We start from the raw sequence: 23,742 nt of genomic DNA, 5'->3' as shown, positions 1-23,742 counted from the left end.
GGGATTCACTTCGCGGACTTTGGGAGGAAACGTCCACGAGCGAATCTACCAATCCTCCCCTTCAAATAAGCGATTTTATGGGCCATGTTCTTCTCCTGCAAAAGGAAATATAATTCTGCCCTGAGGTGGTCGCGAGTTGACCAGGTCGATTTTGGCTTGATCGCCAGCGACCAGGGAAAAACAGATAGAGCAGATGGACCCGAGTGGCTCACCTCGTCGGTGGCCGCAATCAAGGGGTAAGAGTAACCCAGAGCATTCAGGGTGTCGGATCCGAGGTCATTCAGATAGGACTGCGCAAAGTGATTTGCCTGTGGATCGTGAAGCATCCATTTCCATTTGTCTATGCCATCGGAGTTCGGAGAGCTGTGGCGGTGTATCCCAATGGGGTCGTTCATCCGTCCAATTGGAGCGGGGGTGAGAGAGTAATCAAGCATAGTCGGGTAAAATTCAATCCCTAACCGATCGCACAGACTTCGCAGCTGAGTCTCGGGATCACGCACGAACTCTTCATAGGTCACTCGAATAGCGTCTTCACCTAATAGTTTCAAGCCATCGATGATCAGTCCCGGCGCCCGCCGTAAGTCCGGCTCGAAGCGTTCGATTATTCCCCAATTGCCTCGAACGTACGTTTGTAATTCCGAGGCGAGTACCGCTAGTGGGTTTCTAATCAGGAAAATAAATTTAGCTTCGGGAAATACTCGCCAAAGTTCTGGAATAATAAAAAAATATCTTGGGGTTTTGTCGAGAAAGACGATCTTGTTGGAACGCGCCATCGCATTGCTATAGACAATGCGAGCCATCTCGCGTAGCCCTTTGATGTAAATCTCGGCGCCGTCAGTATAATTCTCAAGGAACTCTTCTACTCCGCAACGCGCCCAGCGATGGTTAAATTCGGTAGTTATACCGTCAGCCTTAAGAGCGTAAAGCGGATGGAGAAGAAGCCACGTTTCGGCCGAAGTTTGAATGTCGGGGTGTCCGGCAAGAACGCGTTGAAGTAGAGTCGAGCCGGAGCGCGGCTGCGAGATGATGAAGATCAATCCTTGCCCGCGAAATTCGGCCTCGATCATCGTTTGGTCCGCCCAGCCGACGGGAGCATGGTATCTCGGCGTAAGGCGCTGATTAGCAAGCAAAGATCGGCCCTATCTCTACGTTTGCACTGGGTTTTGGACCAAGCGATGATCAAGGCCCGAAATTCCTCTTTCATAACTAGGCTCGTCCCGTTCAGACAACTATCCAGTCACCTGTTGATGCGATAAGACTTGGCGGCGATTTCATTTCGACAGCAGTTCTGGGTAGGAACGTAGATATGGTGTGCTCCGGGCAAAGCTGGATCACTGAATGTTTTACTGGGAAAATCTATTCAACGGCGACCATCCGAGTTGATGTGCCGCAGTCATCAATGAGTAGGCATACGCTCTAAGAAAGGCCGGCCGGCCCATCCGCCGACGAATATCTAAAACTCCTCAGTTCGAACGTGAGTATTTTAACCCCAAGTATCGGCTTACCACAACTACTGAGACAGGCTTGTCCCTTTGCGAGCAAGCACAGGGAGCATGCCCAGAACACGAGCAACAGCGGGTAGCTTCGCGGGTGTCGTATGCGCATCGGCCCGTTGAAGCCCGCAAGGACATGTGCGGCGAGCGTTTTTTGCGGCAGGTCAATCAGGTTAGAAATTTCCGTCTTGTTGTGCCCCTTCGGAACGAGGATCGCAACTTGCTTCACGACAAGTGTTGGTGGAGATCGGATTTAACGGATACACTTTGCCGAAGAGGTATCGAGTATCGTCTTGACTTGTGCGCCATGGCATAGTTGTATTTTACGTGACGGGAATCAGTCACTGGATTCTTTCGTTGTTTCAAAATGTTACGTAGGTCCGTAGCCTTTGGTGACGTCGTTCCGCAGGTTTCCAATTCGCGAGGGGAGCGGAGGGGCATTGCCGAGTTGCCGACCGAGAAAGGGTCCTGGGACCGAGTATCTGGGCCTGTGCGAATGCCGGCGGCTATGCTTTGGTGTCGGTTTGTAACGCCAGTCACCTGAAGGCAGCTATTGCTTGTATAGTGTACTGTATATAGTGTCGACAACACATCGGCTCAGTGAAAAGCGTGACTGTGCCGGGCCATTCGATGAGACTCGGTTTTTTTGAACGTGAGTTAGGTGGAGGTTTCAATGAGATCCGCTCAAGATGTTATCGCTGCCGATCTGGACTATATTTGCCGGGGCCTAGACGACGAGTTGACCACGATGGCCGGTAAAGATCTGCTCATCGTGGGTGGCGCGGGGTTTCTGGGATACTACTTAGTTCAGGCGATATTGCATTGGAATAAAGTTGGGGGCTTTACTCCGATTCGGCTGACAGTATACGACAACTATGTTCGCGGAATGCCTGACTGGCTGATTAGCCTCAAAGATGACCCCAATCTAAGGATTAGAAAGCATGATGTAACTGAGCCCCTTCCAAAGGACTTCGGAGATGTCCAGTTTATTGTACATGCAGCCTCGATTGCATCCCCGATGTTTTATAGAAAGTATCCCATCGAGACAATGGATGCTAACGTCAACGGATTACGCATACTGTTGGAGTATTGTAAATCCCGGCTGCAGAGTGATCGACAGGTAGAGGGGTTTCTTTTTTTCTCGACCAGCGAGATTTACGGCGATCCACCACCTGAGAGTATTCCAACACCGGAGACTTATCGGGGTAACGTATCCTGTGTTGGACCAAGGGCATGCTATGACGAATCGAAGCGCTACGGAGAAACCCTTTGCGTGAATTTTGCGCAACAGTATGGAATCCCAATCAAAGTTGCTCGCCCGTTCAACAATTACGGACCGGGCCTGAAGATAAGTGATCGCCGCGTAATTCCCGATTTCGCGCGAGACGTGCTCTCGGGTCGAGACATTGTAATGCTCTCCGATGGTTCACCGACCCGGACCTTCTGCTATATCGCAGACGCGATCATCGGATACTATAAGATTCTGGTTAAGGGGCGGGCCGGAGAAGCTTACAATATCGGCATTGAAGAACCTGAAATTTCAATGGCCACGATCGCCGATAAGATCGTTGCGATTTCCAGTGAGTTGTTTTCTTATAAAGGAAAGGTTGTGCGCAAGCAGAGCGAAGATCTTGCATACCTTACCGACAATCCGAACAGAAGATGTCCGATAATCGAGAAGGCGCGTGCGGAGCTCGGGTATCACCCGAGGGTTTCGATTGATGATGGGCTGCTCAGATCCCTCGTTTGGTACCAGGCCAACGCGGTCGGGGAGGATGCGTGATGAACGTTTCGGTAGTGGGAACCGGTTATGTCGGATTGGTATCCGCCGTGTGTCTCGCGGAGAAGGGCCACCAAGTTATTTGCGTCGACGTGGACGAAGCGAAGGTAGATCAAATTAATCAAGGTATTTCCCCGATCTATGAGGACGGTCTTGATTCGCTTTTGGAGAAGAACGTTGGCGTAAGGGTTTTGGCTACCACAGATCTCCGTCGAGCTGTGCTCGACTCGGATCTCTCGCTGATCGCGGTCGGAACACCGTTCGACGGGAACGAAATTGATTTAAAGTATGTCCGTATTGTGAGTGAACAGGTCGGGTTGATTCTCAAAGAAAAGAGCTCCTACCATGTTGTTGTTATGAAAAGTACGGTGGTTCCGGGTACAACCGAGGAGGTTATGGTGCCGATTCTGGAAAAGGCATCGGGTAAGCTGGTGGGGCGGGATTTCGGTGTCGGTATGAACCCGGAGTTTCTTCGGGAAGGAGAGGCGATTCAGGATTTCTTGTATCCGGATAGAATTGTGCTCGGGGGGGTAGACAAGAGGAGTGTCGATGCGTTAGCTGCGCTTTACGAAGGTTTTCCAGGGGTCGATTTGATTCGGACGAACACCAAGACCGCTGAGATGATCAAGTACAGCTCGAACTCCCTGCTGGCGACGCTGATCTCGTTCTCGAATGAAATCGGAAATCTATGCGCTAAGGTGGGCGTAGATGTGGTCGATGCGATGCACGGGGTGCATTTGGATCGGCGATTGTCACCGATTCTTGCGACTGGAGAGAGAGTTTACCCGTCTTCGCTTACATATCTTGCAGCGGGTTGCGGCTTTGGGGGTAGCTGCTTTCCGAAGGATGTAAAGGCACTGATCGCGTACGGAAAGCAGGTGGGAAGCCCAATGGAACTGCTGCAGGCTGTCATCGATATAAATTCGGCGCAGCCGCAGCGAATGTTGGATCTTGTCAAAGAGCAGTACCCTAATCTCGATGGGGTGAAAGTGGCGGTCCTCGGGATGGCGTTCAAGCCGGGTACTGACGACATTCGAGAGTCTCCCTCGTTGCCTGTGACAGACATCTTGGTGTCCGAAGGCGCGTTAGTCAGCGCGTTCGATCCGATTGCCCGGCATGAAGCAGAAGGGCGTTTCGGAAGCGCTGTACGGTTCTCCGATGACCTGGAGGGTGCGATCGAGGGCGCAGATGCCATTCTGGTGATGACGCGCTGGAAGCAATTTGAGCGACTGCCGGAGTTAGTTGCGGGGATGGCAAAGGCGCCTCTAGTTGTTGACGGTCGGCGAATGTTGGCGAAAGACAGCGTTCCGAGATATCGTGGAATCGGGCTCGCGCCGGATGCAAGCCTATCGGTGATCGATCGATGATCGAAGTACTTTGTGCAATGCGGCGAGTGGCGGGGGTTTCGGCGACTGTTAAAAGCATCTGGTCTCGACGAGGGAGAAAAGAGGCTTTTTAGGTCGATGGTGGATTGCGGAGACCTGAAGGCGCGGCGCCTTTTGGGTGTGACAGACGCCGCGCTCGTTTAAACGACTTTTGGCGCCGGGATCGGGATCAAGAACCGGCCGCCTCTGGAGCGGTATTCTGCATTTTGCTTTAGGACTTCATCAAGTAGATTCCACACGAATAGCACCATGACGTCTGGTTGCTCCTCAAGGATACGATCCGGACTCACGACCGGGACTCGAACGCCGGGGATGCATCGACCTTGTTTGTGCGGATTAGCATCGGCCACCCATATTGGGAGTCGACCGGATACTCCTAATGAGTTGAGTAGGACTGTGCATTTTGCGGCCGCGCCGTAGCCGGCTATAGTCGCCCCGTCGCGTTTAAGATCCTGAAGCGTCGCAATGATGGATGTGCGTATCGCGTCGGTATTCTTTCCGAATGTTCGGTAAGTCTCGGGATCCCCGAGGCCAGAATCTAATTCGGAAGTGAGTTGGGCAGCTACGCGTGAGGTCGGCTCCTGGCGACCTGGATGCGCCGCGGTGATTCTCAAGCTCGTCCCATGCACTGGAATGAGCTCCACGTCGATTACCTCAAGTCCCACCTTGCTTAGCAGCGAACTGAAATTCGTGAGCGAGTGCACGAACACATGCTCGTGGTAAATGGTGTCGAACGCCAGCGTCTCAAACATCGTTTGAAGAGATGGTGTTTCAACCACAAAGATTCCGTTTGGTCGAAGGATTTGCGTGACGCCGGCCAAGACATCAAGGATATCGGGGACATGAGCGATAACGTTATTCGCGTGCACGACCGATGCCTTGAAACCTTCTGAAGCTAGGTTTGCCGCCGTGTCACTTCCGAAAAACGCGACATGCGTTCGGACGCCGGCCTGTTCGGCGACGGCGGCTACATTTCTTGCCGGATCCACGCCGAGTACGGGGACACCGCGGTCGACGTAGTGCCTTAGCAGGTAACCGTCGTTCGATCCAATTTCCATGGCGAGATCGTCTGGTCCGAATCCACGCTCGCTAACGATTCGTTCGACCAATCCTCGAGCGTTCTCGACGAGCGCGCCAGCAAAAGACGAGAAATAGAGGTACTCGCTGAACATCGCGTCGGGTGGAATGGTGACGGACAGCTGGACGAGACCACAGTGACCGCAGCGAACGAGTTCAAGGGGAAAGTGCGCGTCGGGCTGATCAAGCGCCTCTCGCGATGTCAGGTGATTCGCCAGCGGCTGCTTTCCGAGTGAGACGAACATCTCCAGATCGGTGGCTCCGCAGCCTCGACACTCCATAAGCGGGGTTGCAATGGTTGTCACGCCTGTTCCTCTTGGTCGATTTCTTCGACCAGTTGATGTTGTTCCAAAAGACTGGCCACGGATTCGAGCTCTGCGACCGGAATGCCTGAGCGTTCCGCAATCTCCAACAGTCCCCGTTTCCCGTCGCTCTGGTTGAGCAGCCAGAGCATGGCCATCTGCGCCTCTCCAGGATGTGGAAGCGCCCCGAGCGAGTTGTAGAGTCCGCGTCGACCCAACTGGGGTTCGCCGTAGGGCGCAAGATTCTTCCATCGCCTATCTTTGTCTATTTCGAGCAATATCCGCTCGGCGACCAATAGGGCTTCTGCGAGCGCGTTCGGCTGCACGAAATCCGGAGTGTCCAAGCTTGTATGATACTCGGCATAAGTGCCGTGAATTCCTCGTGATAGCCTGCCGATCGCCAGGTCAAATCCGGGGGAGCAGTACTGGCGCTCGTCGTATCCGTAAGGCGAGAAGTCGAGCACCTTGTTGTCTGCGCCCAGCTCTCGAAGTATACGGGAGGCGGTGCGGTCGATCGCCGTGTCGCCACGACGTGAACGCTTCCAGCTGAGTGGTGCCGGATCGCCGAGACCCGCAAGGACCATTCCGTGATGGATCGTGCCGACCCGTTCAAGGTTCAAGGCAAGCCAGGTGATTGCACCGATAGTGGCGGGGCAGAAAACGATACGGTAGGTGTAGCGTGGCCTTGGACCGGAGAGCAGACGATGAGCTAATTCCACCGCGATCGCGATACCCGAGCAGTTGTCGTTTGCCATGGCCGGATGGCAGGTGTGCGTTGAAATCAGCACAGTGTCGTCAGTCTCGCCTGGAATTTCTATCTCACCTAGGGTGAGACTACCCTGCGAAAGGGTGGCATCGAGCAAGACCCTATAAATGCCGTCTGGAAGTTGTTTCCTGACGGAGTCTGCGATGCAGAAGCCCCAATTGTCCGCCCAGTAGGTCGTGCGGTACGGAATAACGTCCGGTTGATGGGGCAAGCTATGTAGATGCTTATCCAACTCGCCGCGGCTTAGTGCAAGATCTACTGGGCGACTGTAGCCGACAAGATGAAGAGGATGACGAGCGAGGTCGACGATTCGCTTTCCCAGGGGGTCCGCGATCCATGCTTCACGAACCGTCCACTCCAAGGGCACGGTCCAATCGAGCACTTTCGTTCCGGATGGAATCTCGGTTACGGTCAGAGGAAGCTCTTCGGCGATAATTTGCAGCGTCTCGCGTAAGCCTTGGCCCGTCAAACTCCGAGCCAAGGGAAAAAGCCGCCTGACTCGACTGTGTAGGCGAAGACCGAGTTCTTCATTCACCGTGCAAGTTCCTCTCTCCAATAAGCTACCGTCAGGCGTAAGCCCTCTTCGAGTTGAGTGCTCGCTTGCCATCCGAGGCTCTCGATTGCAGCGTTTGTGTCCACGATCCTTGGCTCCTCGGCCACGCGGTCATCGATCGCTCCGATCTCGACACGGCCGGAGCCTTCAAGCTCCGCCTCCAGGAAACGGGCGATCTCGGCAACACTGACGCCACGCCCTTGGCCGATATCAATGCTTGCGCCCTCTATTCCGTCTCTGACCAGTGCTGCAACGATAGCATCAACACAATCTTCGACGTAAAGCCAATCCGTGATGCGGGATCCCGAACCAATCCGGGCGACCTTTCCCGCAAGCAGATGACTGATCAAGTAAGGGATGATACGGTTGGGATCGGATGGCCCAGGCCCGTAAACGTATGACGGATTGAGGTAGACGACCCGAAGTTCGTAGAGTAAGGAGCAGGTATGCAGGTATGCCTCTGCCGCTTGTTTAGCCGATCCATATGGGCATGGCGCGACATTGTCGGGGCCCGGGCGCATGATGAAAGACCCGATATGTATGAATCGCCTGAGGGTTGTCAGCCGACATGCCTCGGTGACCAAATTGACGGAGGGCAGAAGCGTGCCTAGGAAAATGTCTCTTGCCTTATCGAGTTTTTGGCTTCCTTCGACCGCAGCGGCTAGATCGACGACGTAGTCTGGCCTTACCTCGGCGAAGATACGTCGAGCGATGGTGTCATCCGTAAGATCGCCACAGTGGAGCCTAAGCCCGGGTTCGGACACCTTGCGCGCTCGCCGTGCAACAGCGTGCACATCGGCGCCGGCGGCAACCAGTCTTCGGCACAATGGAACTCCAATCATGCCTGTGCCGCCCGTCACTAGAACACGGGATCCTGAAAGCTGCGTGGGCATCGATATTCTCGGCGATAAATTGAGATGACGAAAAAATCCGAAAGCGGTTCTAAGATAGGCATAACTGACGACGGATCGCCTTTAGAATCTGCTCGAACCCATCGTCACGCTGCCGGTGCCGACCGGGTCTGTCACGATATCGGCATTTCAGTACCTTCGGTAAGGGCTGCCAAAAGTGTTGCACGAGGCCGATCCGTACCTTGGCACCGCGGAATTCTAACACGCCAGGACGATTCCCTCGGCAGTGCAGACACACGCTACGCGAGGTGCCTACTCCAGTCAATGGCCATCCGCCGAGGACGGCAAGATGCTTAACGTCTAAGCTAGGCCCAGATCAGCGGCTTCATCTTATCGACCGTCGCTTCCATCAAATATCTGGCTTCGGATTGCCTTAATCAAATTCTCTGGTGTTCCGATATCGATATAATGACCTTCCGAGAAAATTTCGGCTTCGACACGCATTCCGTCATGAATAGCAGAGTGCATAACATCCCCGATAGATAGTTCTTTGTAAACCGGTAAGTGTAAGAGGTTGTGAGAAGGTTGGACGCCGATAAGTAGCTTCAATTGACGCTCCACGAATTCATGAAGGAATCTCGTGAAGCTCGGGCGCCAAACGGCAATCGCCCACATGTAACGAAGTTGGATATGATTTGATTTTTCATAGATCCCGACGACTTGCCCGTCAGAGCCAAGATCTACAACACCGACTTTGTGCGGCTCGTCCGTTGGAAACAATCCCAGCACGATATCCGCGTTCCCTTCAATGAGGCGTTTCAGCAAGGTTCGATGCGCCCCTTCAGGCGATATCAAGATGTCCGGAAACCCAAGCGCCACGATGTTTTGCTGTATGAACGGATAGGCTTGATCCAGGGAGAAAGGGACACCGAATGGAACATGTACAGTCAAATATGCAAGGCGCATGCCGAAAGCGGAGCCATCTCCGAAATAATTTGGAATATCCCACTTCGATGGTCGGAGTATAAAGAATCCCTCGGTGATACCCGCGGCGCGAAGCCCATCCAAAAGATAATGGCAGGCGACTTTAGGGTAAACGGACCTCTCAGAACCTGTGATCTTTTCCGCAAAGCCGATGGGAAATAGCTCCTTGCTCATTGGCAAAGGGGAAAGACGTGTGCCGTGGCCGGCGGCGGGAATAAGCGCGACGGCTTTGAAGGAGTTCGTCATGTTTGCTCGCAATCAAAACCCGCGGATCCGGCGGGTCACGGCATTTTCGCTACTAGGTGGGAGCCTTGGTTCAGGTTTTGCGCCGGTGGGTCCGTTCTCTAGAGTCCAAGGCATTGCGTGCGGATTTCGTAGAATAAGTTGTTGGTCTAGTCACGGGCAGTAACCGAGGCGCTGCCGTACCTGAACAGCGTGTCGACTTGCGATGCAGATAAGGCTCGATCGTAGACTCGCACCTCGTCGATCAAACCAGCGAAGGTTCCGACGACGTCGTAAAGCACGCTGCCGTTTTCTTCTGCGCCGATCGTGATCGGATTATCGTCGACGCGTATCGTCCCTGTCATCGGGACGGATCCGATTTCGACCCCATCGACGTAGAGTCTCATAGTTGAGCCGTTATAAGTTCCCGCAAGATGAATCCAGCGATTTGAGTCGGGGCTCCCGCGATAGATGTTGCCCTCGCCGGAGGTTGTGCCGATCTCCCATTTGTATCGCATGATTCCATTCTGCGGTCCAAAACCCAAATAGAACTGATCCGGATGCGCGATTGTACCGATTTGTCGGTTCACGACCGCGACGAAACCGGAGATGGGTTGTGTCGGAAACGCCCATGCAGAGATCGTAATCTGATCCGTGAATGCGTTAAGGGTCGAAGAACCTGGAACGCTGACATGCGAATCGTTGTTGCCGCTGAGTGCGACCGCCTGACCGTACCTACCGGTACCCCAGGTAGAGTTGATTAAGATCCCGTCATTTCCGTTTCCCGATGAATCCTGTGCAGCGGACCCAGCGCCTTCATCGAACGTCCAGTGTCCAACCAGTCCGATCGGCTCAGGCGGCGGCGGACTTGTCGCCCCCTGCAGGGCGGCGGCCTGGAAGGTGACGTTGCCGCCGCTGCGGTCCTGGAGGTAGCGCAGGGTCAAGGTCTGCCCGGGGCCGGCGGCACGGTAGGTGACGGCGAGACGGCGATCGAACGCGGTGGCGAGATCCTCCACGGTCTGGACGTAAGGCGCGACACTGCCGTCGCTGAGCGTCACCTCGATGCGCCCGCGGGTCTTGTAGCCGCCGAGATAGACGACCAGGGTGCGCGCGTCGGTGTCGGCGGGAACGGTGAGCGTGTAGCCCTTGCCCAGTCCGCCGATGTAGAGACCGGCACCGGTGGTGGCGCTCGCGGTCGGGGTTCCGTCGGTCCAGGCATAGCGCAGGCGCGGGCCGGTATCGTTGAAGCGCAGCGCACTGCCTCCGATGACGCCGAGGGTGCGCGGGATCTGAGCGGTGACCCCGGCCTTGGCGGTGACGCTGGCGGCGCTGATCAGCCCCCAATGCACCCAATCGCCGCTGCCCTCGGTGCTGAGGTTGGCGGTGCCGCTCGGGACGGTGAGGAGCGGATCGAGCTGCGCATCGCCCGGATCGGCGGGCAGTACGGTGACGGAGAAGCTTGCGCTGCCAGTCCTGCCGCCCCCGTCGGTCGCTCTGACGGTGATGTTGTAGGGACTGCCCGCGACATCGCTTGCCGTCGGGGTCCATCGCAAGGTTCCGCTGCCGCTGCCGTTGTCGGTGAAGGTGGCGGTGCCGGGCAGTGGTGCTGCGGCGAGCGCCAAGGGTACGGGACCGTCCGGATCGCTCGCGTTCACGCCGACGCTCAAGGCGGTGCCGACCTGCACCGTCCGATCGGCGATCGATGCCACCACAGGCGCTTGATTCACCGGCGGCGGACTTGTCGCCCCCTGCAGGGCGGCGGCCTGGAAGGTGACGTTGCCGCCGCTGCGGTCCTGGAGGTAGCGCAGGGTCAAGGTCTGCCCGGGGCCGGCGGCACGGTAGGTGACGGCGAGACGGCGATCGAACGCGGTGGCGAGATCCTCCACGGTCTGGACGTAAGGCGCGACACTGCCGTCGCTGAGCGTCACCTCGATGCGCCCGCGGGTCTTGTAGCCGCCGAGATAGACGACCAGGGTGCGCGCGTCGGTGTCGGCGGGAACGGTGAGCGTGTAGCCCTTGCCCAGTCCGCCGATGTAGAGACCGGCACCGGTGGTGGCGCTCGCGGTCGGGGTTCCGTCGGTCCAGGCATAGCGCAGGCGCGGGCCGGTATCGTTGAAGCGCAGCGCACTGCCTCCGATGACGCCGAGGGTGCGCGGGATCTGAGCGGTGACCCCGGCCTTGGCGGTGACGCTGGCGGCGCTGATCAGCCCCCAATGCACCCAATCGCCGCTGCCCTCGGTGCTGAGGTTGGCGGTGCCGCTCGGGACGGTGAGGAGCGGATCGAGCTGCGCATCGCCCGGATCGGCGGGCAGTACGGTGACGGAGAAGCTTGCGCTGCCAGTCCTGCCGCCCCCGTCGGTCGCTCTGACGGTGATGTTGTAGGGACTGCCCGCGACATCGCTTGCCGTCGGGGTCCATCGCAAGGTTCCGCTGCCGCTGCCGTTGTCGGTGAAGGTGGCGGTGCCGGGCAGTGGTGCTGCGGCGAGCGCCAAGGGTACGGGACCGTCCGGATCGCTCGCGTTCACGCCGACGCTCAAGGCGGTGCCGACCTGCACCGTCCGATCGGCGATCGATGCCACCACAGGCGCTTGATTCACCGGCGGCGGACTTGTCGCCCCCTGCAGGGCGGCGGCCTGGAAGGTGACGTTGCCGCCGCTGCGGTCCTGGAGGTAGCGCAGGGTCAAGGTCTGCCCGGGGCCGGCGGCACGGTAGGTGACGGCGAGACGGCGATCGAACGCGGTGGCGAGATCCTCCACGGTCTGGACGTAAGGCGCGACACTGCCGTCGCTGAGCGTCACCTCGATGCGCCCGCGGGTCTTGTAGCCGCCGAGATAGACGACCAGGGTGCGCGCGTCGGTGTCGGCGGGAACGGTGAGCGTGTAGCCCTTGCCCAGTCCGCCGATGTAGAGACCGGCACCGGTGGTGGCGCTCGCGGTCGGGGTTCCGTCGGTCCAGGCATAGCGCAGGCGCGGGCCGGTATCGTTGAAGCGCAGCGCGCTGCCTCCGATGACGCCGAGGGTTCGCGGGATTTGAGCGGTGACCCCGGATTTGGCGGTGACGCTGGCGGCGCTGGTCAGCCGCCCCCAATGCACCCAATCGCCGCTGCCCTCGGTGCTGAGGTTGGCGGTGCCGCTCTGGCTGGTTAGGGTGGGCGCGAGTTGCCCCGAGCCGGCATCGATCGTTTGAATCCAGTCCTCGAGGACAGCAAGTCCGGCCGAATCGGGTAGATCCTTGGCGAGCGGTGGCATAGCGTAGGCTGTGCCGACCTCCCGAGCCCGGACGTGGGCGATCGATCCCTCGGGATCGCCGGGATGGATCAGGTAGGCCCCGGAGATCCCGAGATCGTCGCTGACTCCACCCCAAATCAAGCCACTCTGCGCCAACGGAGTTGTGAGGCGCGTATCGAATGTGGCTCGGTTGCCGGTCTCTGGGCGATGACAATAAGAGTAGTTGGTATCCAACCAAGAGCGGGCCCGATGCTCCACGGATGCAGTCAATTCGTCTAGCCGCGCCCCAGCGAGATATCCACGGATGTCAGACTCCTTAAGGGCCGGGGTGAAGATTCCCAGGTGATTCCAGGTGCGCAGCTGGTTGTCCGTTCGACCGGTCGATGGATACAGAAGGTCGCGATTAAGTTGGTGCGTGCGCAATCCCAAAGCGCCGCCTGCGCCGGGATTGTGGCAAAGCAAACAGGCGTCTCTCGAGGGATAGAGCCAAGTCTGGTCACGAACTCCATCCGGTGTGAGGACCGAAAACTCCCGAGTCTCGGCATTTAGTAGGAGATCCGCATCGGAGAGATCCTCGCGCCAACTATATGTGATCCCGTACCATTCGTTGTCCTCTCCGAGCACCAGGAAACGTGTCTCGATCGGTATTGCCGAATCCGCGTCTCCCTCTTCGAGCGGGAGCTCGAAGTGCTTGACGAGCACTGTTCCGATCGGAAAGCCCCAGTTACCGGTTTCCGAAAACTCAATCCGCTCCCCCGCAACGTCGAAGAGACCATTTCCGTTCTCGTCCGGGAGGAACACCCAGCGCTGCTTCATCGCGCCGTCGGACCAAAACGGAACCAGATCATATGGAATTCCGGCCGGATGAATCTCTCGCGACGTCAGATCGACGAACGCTCCCGTGTCGGACAGATACGGAGGAGGCTCGGGACGCCCGGGATCCGCGCGGGTCAATTGCTGCAAAGGAATGTTCGACGCGACGCTCCCTAGGAATACTTCTCCCTGATTATCCTGGCCGAAGGTACTGAGCGCCCCCGGATCGAATGTCCCGATGGGTGCTTTAGTGGCAGTCATTCGATTCCGGTCTAGGGTGATGGCCCAGAGATTCCTCGTGATGTAATCCCCGGCAATGAATTTGCCAGCGAGTTCCGGGAATCTAGTCCCGCGGTATACATAGCCACCGATAACGGCCTTGGCCTCGGTGCGGTTGAAGTCGATGACCGGATCCGTCAACTGACCGAGATAGGACGCAGGCTGAGCCCTCGGGCCTGCGACCATGCCCTCACGGAATGGCCAGCCATAATTTCCTCCGCGACGGATGACGTTGATCTCCTCGCGCGTGCTCTCACCTACCTCGCCGGACCAAAGATCGCCGGTCACCGGGTCAAGCGCCAAGCGATGTGGCGAACGGTGACCGATAGAAAAATACTCTTCGAAGATAGCCCCTTGCTCGCTTAACCAAGGATTGTCATCGGGAATGCAGTAAAAACGGCCCGACATCTCGTCCGAGTTGGAGAAAGCATCCTGGAAACGCCGTCGCGGAGTGTGGCTCTGAGGAGGGCATGTCCAGGATTGCGGTCCGGTTTGGACGATGTCTACAGCAAGACGCAGGACCCCCCCTTCAAGGGTATTCACGATGTCCTGTGCCGTTTCCCAGCGTCGTTGATCTCCGATCGTGAGATAGAGGTAGCCATCGTTTCCAAACGTGAGCCCGCCGCCGCGATGCGTGAAGTTGTAGAGACGAATATTCAACATCGGCGACTCGCTGTCTTTCAGGCCGCGCCAAGTGCCGCTGGTACTATCCCATTCCGCCTGAAAGCGCGACAAACGCAACCATGTGTTGAAAAAGCCACGTGCATCCGAGCCTTGAGGATATGCGGGATTGCATCGACTAAAGTCGATGGTGTCACCGAGGGCCGTCGGCGGGCAGTAGGCCGAATAGTAGGCATAGAATGTTTTCTCGTAAGGCGAGCTTGGGTTCCCGAACTCCGGATGAAAGACCATTCCGAGGAAACCACCGTCCCATACCGTAGCGACGCGGTCGGTTAGATCCAGGAAAGGCTTAACCTCTTGAGGAGTCGCATTTGAACGGTTTGGAAATGAGGTGACGATGCCGGCACGGGAGCCCACATAGAGGCGATCCAGGCCTGGGGTCCGGTCTGCTGGGTTGGGCGCGACAACCAGCGTGTTCGGTTGCGAGATGTTCGGAAATGCAGGGGCGACGCGGTATGTGGATCCAGATCCGGGTGTCAGGGGTGGGAACACGCCGTCAATAAAAGGACCCACGCTTCGCGTCAGCGACGGATCCAAGCCGTAGGGCTGAGCTTCGGCGACATTTATAGGGAAAAACGTTAGGACCCAAGAGGTCAGAACGGCGATACCGAGACCCAATAAGGCCCTTGAGGCGCAAAAATGATTTATTAAAACGCGTGTCGCTGAACTCGTGTCCATAGCGCCCCAATGTCAAGATGTGGAATTTTCTCTTCTGCCCGAAGGCATCCGGTGAATTGCCTCTGTTGACGCTAGAGCACCAAGGCTCTGACAAACGCAAGAGCAACAATTCGCGGGCGAGAATACGCGGATCAGGACCGGTCGTAAACAGCGACAACTACGTAGGACCTGCCTTTTAAACCGCATCTCGGAATGAGGAGGAAAGGTTATGCGTTCGATCGAGAAACGGATAGGGTTGAACGCTTCGTCACGCCAAAACGGTAATGGGGCATGAGCGTTCGGAGGATCGGCGGTCCAACCTCTAATGAGCGTTTCCCTGATGCGCACGCTTTGAGCCCTCGAAAATGCGCAAACCTCACCACTAGCGAGGCTTCGCCTCAGACCGACGAGTCATGGGGTGAGCCCCGGCGTTGGGCGGCCCCGGTTGAGCAACGGAAGGCTAAACTTCCGATAGTAGCCGCACGTAGCGGCGTGTGGCGCGTGGCCAAGATGTCAACCGGGGCCTGCCATCATGTTAGACCAAACCGTCGGTGAGTTGCTGAACGATCGGGTCACGCTGGATCTCGAAGGAATCGACCGGCTGTATCTCAACCTGTATCAACCGCGGCTGCAGACCGGCGGCGGGGTAGCCAACTTCTTCAAGGTCCATCGTGGTGCCAAGGTCGCCTCCACGGTGTTGATGGCCCCGATCAGTCACGCCTTCGTCAAGGCGATCGAGGGGTTTGCGCAACGCGAGGGCGTGGAGATCGTGACCTTCGCCAAGGGACAGCGCAAAGACGACATGACCCGCGAGCGGCTCCGCGACTTCGCTCAACCCGAGGGTGTCCTGTACATCGGCAAGGCTCAGGAACGGTTTGCCAGCTTCCGCATGATCAAGAAAATCAGCACCCACACCGGCCAGCCGTACCCCTGGTTCACGCGCGGGACGGTGATGTGCAACCATTTCTACTTCTATCTGGTGGATGCGGACTTCGGCCCCCTGTTCATCAAGTTCTGCTCCTACTTTCCCTACACCGCGCGGGTCTGCCTCAACGGTCATGAGTACGTCAAACGCCAGTTGGCCAAGGCGGGCATTGCCTTCGAGGCGCTGGACAACGGGTTGCTCAGCTGCGCCGAACCGGCCCGTGCGCAACGCATCCTCGATGACCTGAACGAGGCGACGATCGCCGCACTGGTGGCCAAGTGGTTGGGACGGCTCCCGGATCCCTTCACGGCGGAAGACCATGCCGCCGGCTACAATTTCCAACTCTCCATCCTGCAGGCGGAGTTCGCCCGCACGCAGGTGTTCGACCGACCGCTGTCCGGACGCCATCTGTTCGAGGAGGTCATCCGCGAGAACCTCGACTTGGGACGGCCCGAGAAGGTCAGCCTGATCTTCAACCGGAGGATCACCAAACGCACGCCGGGGAGCTTTCATACCCGCGTCATCACCCAAGGGGTTATCCCTTCGCTGCATGTCGGCTACAAGTCCTCCAAGATCAAGCAGTACTTCAAGGAAGGTCGGGCCCTGCGCACCGAGACCACGATCAACAACACCCACGACTTCGGCATCGGACGGAATTTGAACAACCTGCCCGCCCTGCGGGCCATCGGCTTTGCCGCCAACCGTCGCTTGCTCGAGGTCGAGACGCTCAGCCAGGACTGTCTGCTGGCCGAGGGGGTGTTCGATCAGGTCACCCAACCGCAGGTGGTCGGCGGGCAACGCGCCCCGGGGCTGCACCTGGACGATCCGCGGGTCTTGGCGCTGTTCACCGCCCTGTGCCTGTTCCTCACCCTGCCCGAGGGCTTCCGACACGCGGGGATGCGCACCTGGATGGCCCAAGCCTTGGGGGTGCCCGAGGACGCCTACTCACCCGGACGCATGACCTACGATCTGCGCCGACTGCGCCTGCATGGCCTCATCGAACGGATCCCGCAGAGCCATCGCTACCGGGTCACCGATGCCGGACTGCGGGTCGCCCTGTTCTTCACCAAGGTCCACAGCCGCATCCTGCGACCGGGGTTGTCCCAATTGTTCGACGGCTGCCCGAAGGCGCCCAACCGGCCCATCGCCACCGCCATGAGCCGGCTGCAACAGGCGTTCGCGGACCTGTTCGAGCAGGCCAAACTTGCGCCGGCTTAAACTTGACTCACGCGCGCAGAAAGTTGTTCGTCAAGGCTTCCTAGAGCGTTCGCGGGAAACAACCGCCCTCTGATCGCAATTGGAAAAACCTTACGGGACGACTTCAGAGTCGACGATTCTCATCTGGCTGGATTCACCAAGTCGCTCCAAGGTGAGGCGTTGGCGAATCTTTTCCGTATTGTCGAGCCAGATATCGACATTCACCGCGATGCCGCCGGATTCCAGCATTTCGTAGTCGGTCACGACAAAATCCGCGTTGCCGTAGGTCTGAACGAGGGTGAAGCGATACTCGGGGTTACGAAGGAGGCGGGCTCTCTTGGAGCGGAGCTCGCCGCCGAGTAGGTTCCCCATGTGGCTGAGGTTGCCGACCCTCAGGGCCGAAAAATAGCTGTTCAGCACGACGTCGGCCTCCTCGACGGAGACCGGTTGCGCAGGAGCGGCACAACTGCCGATCGCGAGGACGAACACAACGAGCACTGTCCGCGCGCGTTCTCGAACGCGGCCTCTGCTGTGGGCGCGGCTCATAGTCCCTTACCTCTCACGGACGATAACAACATAGTTGGCCTTTGCCCCGAGTGCGGAGCCATTCAGATTACCACCCAGCACGACCTCGCCGGCCGAATAAAATTTACGGTAGATGCGCAAACTCGGGGCGTTTGCGTTTGTTGTCGTTACGTTCTGCCCGGTGTTCTCGAAGTTGGACAACCAACCCGGCAACGCTGATGCGCCGGCATCGTAGGCGACAAAGACGTCTGCATCGCGATCGATCGAGAAACTCATGTACGTCGAGCCGGTACTGTTTCGGTCGGCAGTCGCGTTGGAGGTCATGATCCACCGACCCTCGTCGAGGAACACAGGAGCGCTGAGCAACGTAAACGCAGCGTCGATGTATAGCCTGTTGCCGGGCTCAAGCAGGTTCTGTTGCGCTTGTTTGCCGGTGGAGAGGGAAATCCCGTCGACGACGAACGGCAAAGCGACTTGCGCTGTCGGGCTCAAGGCGTTGTGCCACAGGCTCGACATCACGCGGTAGCCAAGTCCGTTGGGGTGGAGGGTATCGGCAAACAGGCTGCGATAGTTGCTGGTCGGGCTCGGGAGGAAGTAGTCGAAGAAATCCGGTCCGACAACGATGCCGGCGATCTCGGACACAATCACCTCGATATACTCACGAATGAGATTGTTCGTGGACGACTGATAGGGAGTGGTCGAATTCCATGTCGGTGGAGGTAGCGCCACGATTGGTGTGACGCCGGACGCCACCGAGTTGGTCGGATAGTTTGCCCATCGAATCTTGTCGACCAAGGTTTGGAGGTTTGCCTTGAAGGTGCCGCCGCAAGCCGAGGTGCCGACGCAACCCAAGCCCGACGGAATCGGGACGTTCGCGTCGTTCGTACCGACCATGATGAGTGCCGTATCCATGGCGCCGTGCCGGGCTTTTATGGAATCAACTCGCCAAAACGCGGCTTCGAAGCTCTCGTCTCCGCCGATGCCTTCGTTGAAGACCAGGTTCGCCGGAGCGGTATTCAGTGCCGGCGCGGAGGCATCGAGGAGGTCGGTCAATACGGCCTGGTAGCCCTGAAAACCGACGACTCGGCCCCGTTCTGATCGGTTGTCGAGCGCGTAGTTGTCGCCGATGCCGTTGGTGATGCTGTCGCCGATGCCGACCAGATACTCTCCGCCGAGGCCCACGACAACGTTGGTGTCCCTCGCAATTTCCGCTCCGGACGCATTGCGCAGAATCGCCGTGACGGTGTGATTGCCGGGGCTCACGGATGGAATCTCGATTTGAAATGGCGCGCTCGCATCGACCGCCGCTAGATTGCCGTTCAACAAAAATGCGACCGCGGCGCCCGTGGGTGCGTTTGCGGCGATGGCGGCGGCCTGAATCGTCGTCCCGGAGGTTGTCAGATAGGCCAAGGGCTGTCGCAGCACGACAGCTGGCGAGCTCGCGGGTGTTTCGATTCGAACGTTGTCGAATCGCGCTTGATCCTGGGTGTAGAGTCCAATTGTCCCGAAGCTATGGCTAGTGTCCGTCACGGCGAACAGTGGGTCTGCGTTGCGCAGGATCAGAATCTGCGATCCTCTCACCTCGACCTCTAAATTAAGCAATTCATCTCTCGAGTAGCCGCGCGAATCCGTCGCCAGAGCGCTGAAGACCCCGTTGACGCGTTTCTCCAGGCGGGTGAAGCCATACCGCGAGTTGATGCTGAGTCTGTAGTAGTTCTCGGGGTCGCGGAAGCGAAACAGGATCCCGATATCCTCCGCCAAGCCTGTCGCAAGATACTGAGCATCCACGCTGAAACGATAGTCGGTCAGCGCAAGCCCCGCGCCGAGGTAGGCGTAGGAGCCGAGGTGATAGGTCTGGTCGAACGCCTGTTTTGACTCGATACGCCAATTCTGGCGGAGCCATCCGCCGGACACCGACCAGTCGGAGGGTTGGTTCGTCTCGTCGACGATCGACCAACCATTCATGTTCCCGTCGGAGAAATCATCCAGGAAAGGCAACGTGAACCCCGGGTCGGCAGCACCACCCACGAGGGTCGCGGCCTGGAAGGTGACGTTGCCGGTGCTGACGTCTTGGAGATAGCGCACGGTGAGGGTCTGTCCGGCACCGGCGGCGCGGTAGGTGAGGGCGAGGCGCCGGTCGAAGGCGGCGTCGAGGTTCTCCACCGTCTGGGAGTAGACCGGGGCACTGTTGTCGCTGAGACTGACCTCGATGCGCCCGCGGGTCTTGAAGCCGCCCAGATAGACCACGAGGGTGCGTTCGGTGGTATCGGCCGGAGCGGTGAGGGCATAGCCCTTGTTCACGCCCGCGATGAAGAGGCCCGCACGGGTGCTGGCGGTTGCCGTCGGCGTGCCGTCGCTCCAGGCATAGGCGAGGCGCACGCCGCTGTCGAGGAAACGCGATGCGCTGCCCCCGATCGCGGTCAGGGCGCCGATCCGCGGCGTGACGCCGGCCTTGCGGTTGACACTGGAGGCGGTGGTCAAGCCCCAATGCACCCAATCGGTACTGCCCTCGGAGCTGAGGTCGGCGGTGCCGCCGGGCGTGGTGAGGGTCGGTGTGAGCAGCCCGGTGCTCGCGGCCGTCACCGTCACGGCGATGGTCTCGCTCGTCGACAGCCCGGCCCCGCCGGCGTCGGTGGCCGTGAAGGTGATGCTGTAGGGGCTGCCCGCGAGGGCACCCGAGGCGGGCGTCCAGCTGAACTGGCCGGTCCCGTTGCCGTTGTCGACAAAGCTGGCCGCGGCGGGCAGCGGTGCGGCGGCGAGCACCAAGGGCGCCGGCCCGTCGGGGTCTGTGGCGCTGACCGCAATGCTCAGGGTGTTCCCGACCTGCACCGAGCGGTTGCCGATGGGGGCGAGCACCGGGGGCTGATTCACCGGCGGCGTGCCGCCACCCTGCAGCGTGGCGGCCTGGAAGGTGACGTTGCCGCCGCTGCGATCCTGGATGTAGCGTACGGTGAGGGTCTGCCCGGCACCGGCGGCGCGGTAGGTGAGGGCGAGGCGCCGGTCGAAGGCGGCGTCGAGGTTCTCCACGGTCTGGGAGTAGACCGGGGCACTGTTGTCGCTGAGACTGACCTCGATGCGCCCGCGGGTCTTGAAGCCGCCCAGATAGACCACGAGGGTGCGTTCGACGGTATCGGCCGGGGCGGTGAGGGCATAGCCCTTGTTCAAGCCCGCAATGTAGAGTCCCGCACGGGTGCTGGCGGTTGCCGTCGGCGTGCCGTCGCTCCAGGCATAGGCGAGGCGCACGCCGCTGTCGAGGAAGCGCGATGCGCTGCCCCCGATCGCGGTCAGGGCGCCGATCCGCGGCGTGACGCCGGCCTTGCGGTTGACACTGGAGGCGGTGGTCAAGCCCCAATGCACCCAATCGGTACTGCCCTCGGTGCTGAGGTCGGCGGTGCCGCCGGGCGTGGTGAGGGTCGGTGTGAGCAGCCCGTCGCTCGCGGCCGTCACCGTCACGGCGATGGTCTCGCTCGTCGACAGCCCGGCCCCGCCGGCGTCGGTGGCCGTGAAGGTGATGCTGTAGGGGCTGCCCGCGAGGGCGCCCGAGGCGGGCGTCCAGCTGAACTGGCCGGTCCCGTTGCCGTTGTCGACAAAGCTGGCCGCGGCGGGCAGAGGTGCGGCGGCGAGCACCAAGGGCGCCGGCCCGTCGGGGTCTGTGGCGCTGACCGTAATGCTCAGGGTGTTCCCGACCTGCACCGAGCGGTTGCCGATGGGGGCGAGCACCGGGGGCTGATTCACCGGCGGCGGCGTGTCGCTACCCTGCAGCGTGGCGGCCTGGAAGGTGACGTTGCCGGTGCTGACGTCTTGGAGATAGCGCACGGTGAGGGTCTGTCCGGCACCGGCGGCGCGGTAGGTGAGGGCGAGGCGCCGGTCGAAGGCGGCGTCGAGGTTCTCCACGGTCTGGGAGTAGACCGGGGCACTGTTGTCGCTGAGACTGACCTCGATGCGCCCGCGGGTCTTGAAGCCGCCCAGATAGACCACGAGGGTGCGTTCGGCGGTATCGGCCGGAGCGGTGAGGGCATAGCCCTTGTTCACGCCCGCGATGAAGAGGCCCGCACGGGTGCTGGCGGTTGCCGTCGGCGTGCCGTCGCTCCAGGCATAGGCGAGGCGCACGCCGCTGTCGAGGAAACGCGATGCGCTGCCCCCGATCGCGGCCAGGGCGCCGATCCGCGGCGTGACGCCGGCCTTGCGGTTGACACTGGAGGCGGTGGTCAAGCCCCAATGCACCCAATCGGTACTGCCCTCGGAGCTGAGGTCGGCGGTGCCGCCGGGCGTGGTGAGGGTCGGTGTGAGCAGCCCGGTGCTCGCGGCCGTCACCGTCACGGCGATGGTCTCGCTCGTCGACAGCCCGGCCCCGCCGGCGTCGGTGGCCGTGAAGGTGATGCTGTAGGGGCTGCCCGCGAGGGCACCCGAGGCGGGCGTCCAGCTGAACTGGCCGGTCCCGTTGCCGTTGTCGACAAAGCTGGCCGCGGCGGGCAGCGGTGCGGCGGCGAGCACCAAGGGCGCCGGCCCGTCGGGGTCTGTGGCGCTGACCGCAATGCTCAGGGTGTTCCCGACCTGCACCGAGCGGTTGCCGATGGGGGCGAGCACCGGGGGCTGATTCACCGGCGGCGTGCCGCCACCCTGCAGCGTGGCGGCCTGGAAGGTGACGTTGCCGCCGCTGCGATCCTGGATGTAGCGTACGGTGAGGGTCTGCCCGGCACCGGCGGCGCGGTAGGTGAGGGCGAGGCGCCGGTCGAAGGCGGCGTCGAGGTTCTCCACGGTCTGGGAGTAGACCGGGGCACTGTTGTCGCTGAGACTGACCTCGATGCGCCCGCGGGTCTTGAAGCCGCCCAGATAGACCACGAGGGTGCGTTCGACGGTATCGGCCGGGGCGGTGAGGGCATAGCCCTTGTTCAAGCCCGCAATGTAGAGTCCTGCACGGGTGCTGGCGGTTGCCGTCGGCGTGCCGTCGCTCCAGGCATAGGCGAGGCGCACGCCGCTGTCGAGGAAGCGCGATGCGCTGCCCCCGATCGCGGTCAGGGCGCCGATCCGCGGCGTGACGCCGGCCTTGCGGTTGATACTGGAGGCGGTGGTCAAGCCCCAATGCACCCAATCGGTACTGCCCTCGGTGCTGAGGTCGGCGGTGCCGCCGGGCGTGGTGAGGGTCGGTGTGAGCAGCCCGTCGCTCGCGGCATAAGCGGGCATAGCGACGATTCCCGACAAGCTTACCAGGATGATGCCGAAAATCGTCGAAAACCGTCCGCACGGAAATAGTCGGATCCTACCGAAACAGCTCGCTGTATTGACGCCCATAATCCTATAACCCTGCTAAGTGAATCGGCTTTGCTATCTCCCGGAGCCGCCTTGCGACGTACTGCGGTTTCTTTGCATGCAGTCGTTTTTATTGTGCGAGATTACAGCCGATTACGAAAACTACCAAGCGGCCGAGTCCCCTGGTTACCATATCGAAGCCTGCACAAAGACGAGCGGACCGGCGACGCATCTGTGGTTTGAAGGAACGAAAAAACGTTACGGGACGACTTCAGAGTCGACGATTCTCATCTGGCTGGATTCACCAAGTCGCTCCAAAGTAAGGCGTTGGCGGATCTTCTCGGTGTCGTCGAGCCAGATATCGACATTCACCGCGATGCCGCCGGATTCCAGCATTTCGTAGTCGGTCACGACGAATTCCGCGTTCCCGTAGGTCTGAACGAGGGTTAAACGATACTCGGGGTTACGAAGGAGGCGGACTCTCTTGGAGCGGAGCTCGCCGCCGAGCAGGTTCCCGATGTGGCTGAGGTTGCCGACCCTCAGGGCCGAAAAATAGCTGTTCAGCACGGCGTCGGCTTCTTCGACGGAGGCCGTTTGCGCAGGAACGCCACAACTGCCGATTGCGAGGATGAACGCAAAGAGCACTATCCACGCGCGTTCTCGAGCGCGAACTCTGCGGTGGGCGCTGTTCATAGTCCTTTACCTCTCACGGACGATAACCACATAGTTTGCCTTTGCTCCGAATGCCGTGCCGTTCATATTACCACCCAACACG

At 59.5% G+C, this 23,742-nt stretch carries 12 protein-coding genes; 3 read left to right on the top strand and 9 right to left on the bottom strand.

Going from position 1 to position 23,742, the window contains the following annotated elements; genetic code table 11:
• Positions 1 to 5: 5 nt before the first annotated feature.
• Complete coding sequence (locus tag BDD21_RS24805; protein WP_120799437.1) at positions 6 to 1,067, bottom strand: sulfotransferase family protein; 1,062 nt, start codon at positions 1,065 to 1,067, stop codon at positions 6 to 8.
• A gap of 1,099 nt (positions 1,068 to 2,166) precedes the next feature.
• Here BDD21_RS24805 and BDD21_RS24800 point away from each other — a divergent pair.
• Together BDD21_RS24800 and BDD21_RS24795 are read left to right on the top strand one after the other, a co-directional pair.
• Positions 2,167 to 3,276, top strand: a complete 1,110-nt coding sequence (locus tag BDD21_RS24800) for an NAD-dependent epimerase/dehydratase family protein (RefSeq protein WP_120799436.1) — start codon at positions 2,167 to 2,169, stop codon at positions 3,274 to 3,276.
• Entirely contained in the window at positions 3,276 to 4,640 is a 1,365-nt protein-coding gene (locus BDD21_RS24795) for a UDP-glucose dehydrogenase family protein (protein ID WP_120799435.1), read from the top strand. Before BDD21_RS24800 ends, BDD21_RS24795 begins: the two co-directional genes overlap by 1 nt.
• 158 nt (positions 4,641 to 4,798) lie before the next feature.
• On the opposite strand, the gene BDD21_RS24790 is transcribed toward BDD21_RS24795, so the two are convergent.
• The 5 genes from BDD21_RS24790 to BDD21_RS24770 form a co-directional block, all read right to left on the bottom strand.
• Positions 4,799 to 6,040, bottom strand: a complete 1,242-nt coding sequence (locus tag BDD21_RS24790; protein ID WP_147431219.1) for a class I SAM-dependent methyltransferase — start codon at positions 6,038 to 6,040, stop codon at positions 4,799 to 4,801.
• Positions 6,037 to 7,338 carry a DUF4910 domain-containing protein gene (locus BDD21_RS24785; protein WP_211335163.1) on the bottom strand — a complete coding sequence of 434 codons (1,302 nt, stop codon included), beginning with the start codon at positions 7,336 to 7,338 and terminating at the stop codon, positions 6,037 to 6,039. The genes BDD21_RS24790 and BDD21_RS24785 overlap by 4 nt, the downstream gene beginning before the upstream one ends.
• The gene (locus BDD21_RS24780; protein ID WP_120800117.1) at positions 7,335 to 8,249 is read right to left on the bottom strand and encodes an NAD-dependent epimerase/dehydratase family protein; all 915 of its coding nucleotides are present in this window, start codon (positions 8,247 to 8,249) and stop codon (positions 7,335 to 7,337) included. The genes BDD21_RS24785 and BDD21_RS24780 overlap by 4 nt, the downstream gene beginning before the upstream one ends.
• 348 nt (positions 8,250 to 8,597) lie before the next feature.
• Positions 8,598 to 9,437, bottom strand: coding sequence for a nucleotidyltransferase family protein (locus BDD21_RS24775; RefSeq protein ID WP_120799432.1), 840 nt, complete (start codon positions 9,435 to 9,437; stop codon positions 8,598 to 8,600).
• A 146-nt stretch (positions 9,438 to 9,583) separates the two neighbouring features.
• The gene (locus BDD21_RS24770) at positions 9,584 to 15,091 is read right to left on the bottom strand and encodes a PQQ-dependent sugar dehydrogenase (RefSeq protein ID WP_120799431.1); all 5,508 of its coding nucleotides are present in this window, start codon (positions 15,089 to 15,091) and stop codon (positions 9,584 to 9,586) included.
• Positions 15,092 to 15,602: 511 nt separating this feature from the next.
• On the opposite strand from BDD21_RS24770, the gene BDD21_RS28940 reads away from it, so the two are divergent.
• Entirely contained in the window at positions 15,603 to 17,213 is a 1,611-nt protein-coding gene (locus BDD21_RS28940; RefSeq protein ID WP_245969410.1) for a hypothetical protein, read from the top strand.
• Positions 17,214 to 17,303: 90 nt separating this feature from the next.
• Here the strand turns inward: BDD21_RS28940 and BDD21_RS24760 are convergent, their stop codons facing one another.
• The 3 genes from BDD21_RS24760 to BDD21_RS24750 form a co-directional block, all read right to left on the bottom strand.
• The gene (locus BDD21_RS24760) at positions 17,304 to 17,738 is read right to left on the bottom strand and encodes a hypothetical protein (RefSeq protein WP_147431218.1); all 435 of its coding nucleotides are present in this window, start codon (positions 17,736 to 17,738) and stop codon (positions 17,304 to 17,306) included.
• 6 nt (positions 17,739 to 17,744) lie between these two features.
• Positions 17,745 to 22,901, bottom strand: a complete 5,157-nt coding sequence (locus BDD21_RS24755; RefSeq protein ID WP_120799429.1) for an SGNH/GDSL hydrolase family protein — start codon at positions 22,899 to 22,901, stop codon at positions 17,745 to 17,747.
• Positions 22,902 to 23,225: 324 nt separating this feature from the next.
• Positions 23,226 to 23,660 (bottom strand): hypothetical protein, encoded by a 435-nt coding sequence (locus BDD21_RS24750; RefSeq protein ID WP_147431217.1) that lies wholly within the window; start codon positions 23,658 to 23,660, stop codon positions 23,226 to 23,228.
• Between the last annotated feature and the right edge of the window lie 82 nt (positions 23,661 to 23,742).

This window comes from Thiocapsa rosea (genome assembly GCF_003634315.1).
Classification (GTDB): Bacteria; Pseudomonadota; Gammaproteobacteria; order Chromatiales; family Chromatiaceae; genus Thiocapsa; species Thiocapsa rosea.
The sequence above is the reverse complement of the archived record's forward strand: the minus strand, read 5'-3'. Positions and strand labels throughout refer to the sequence as shown.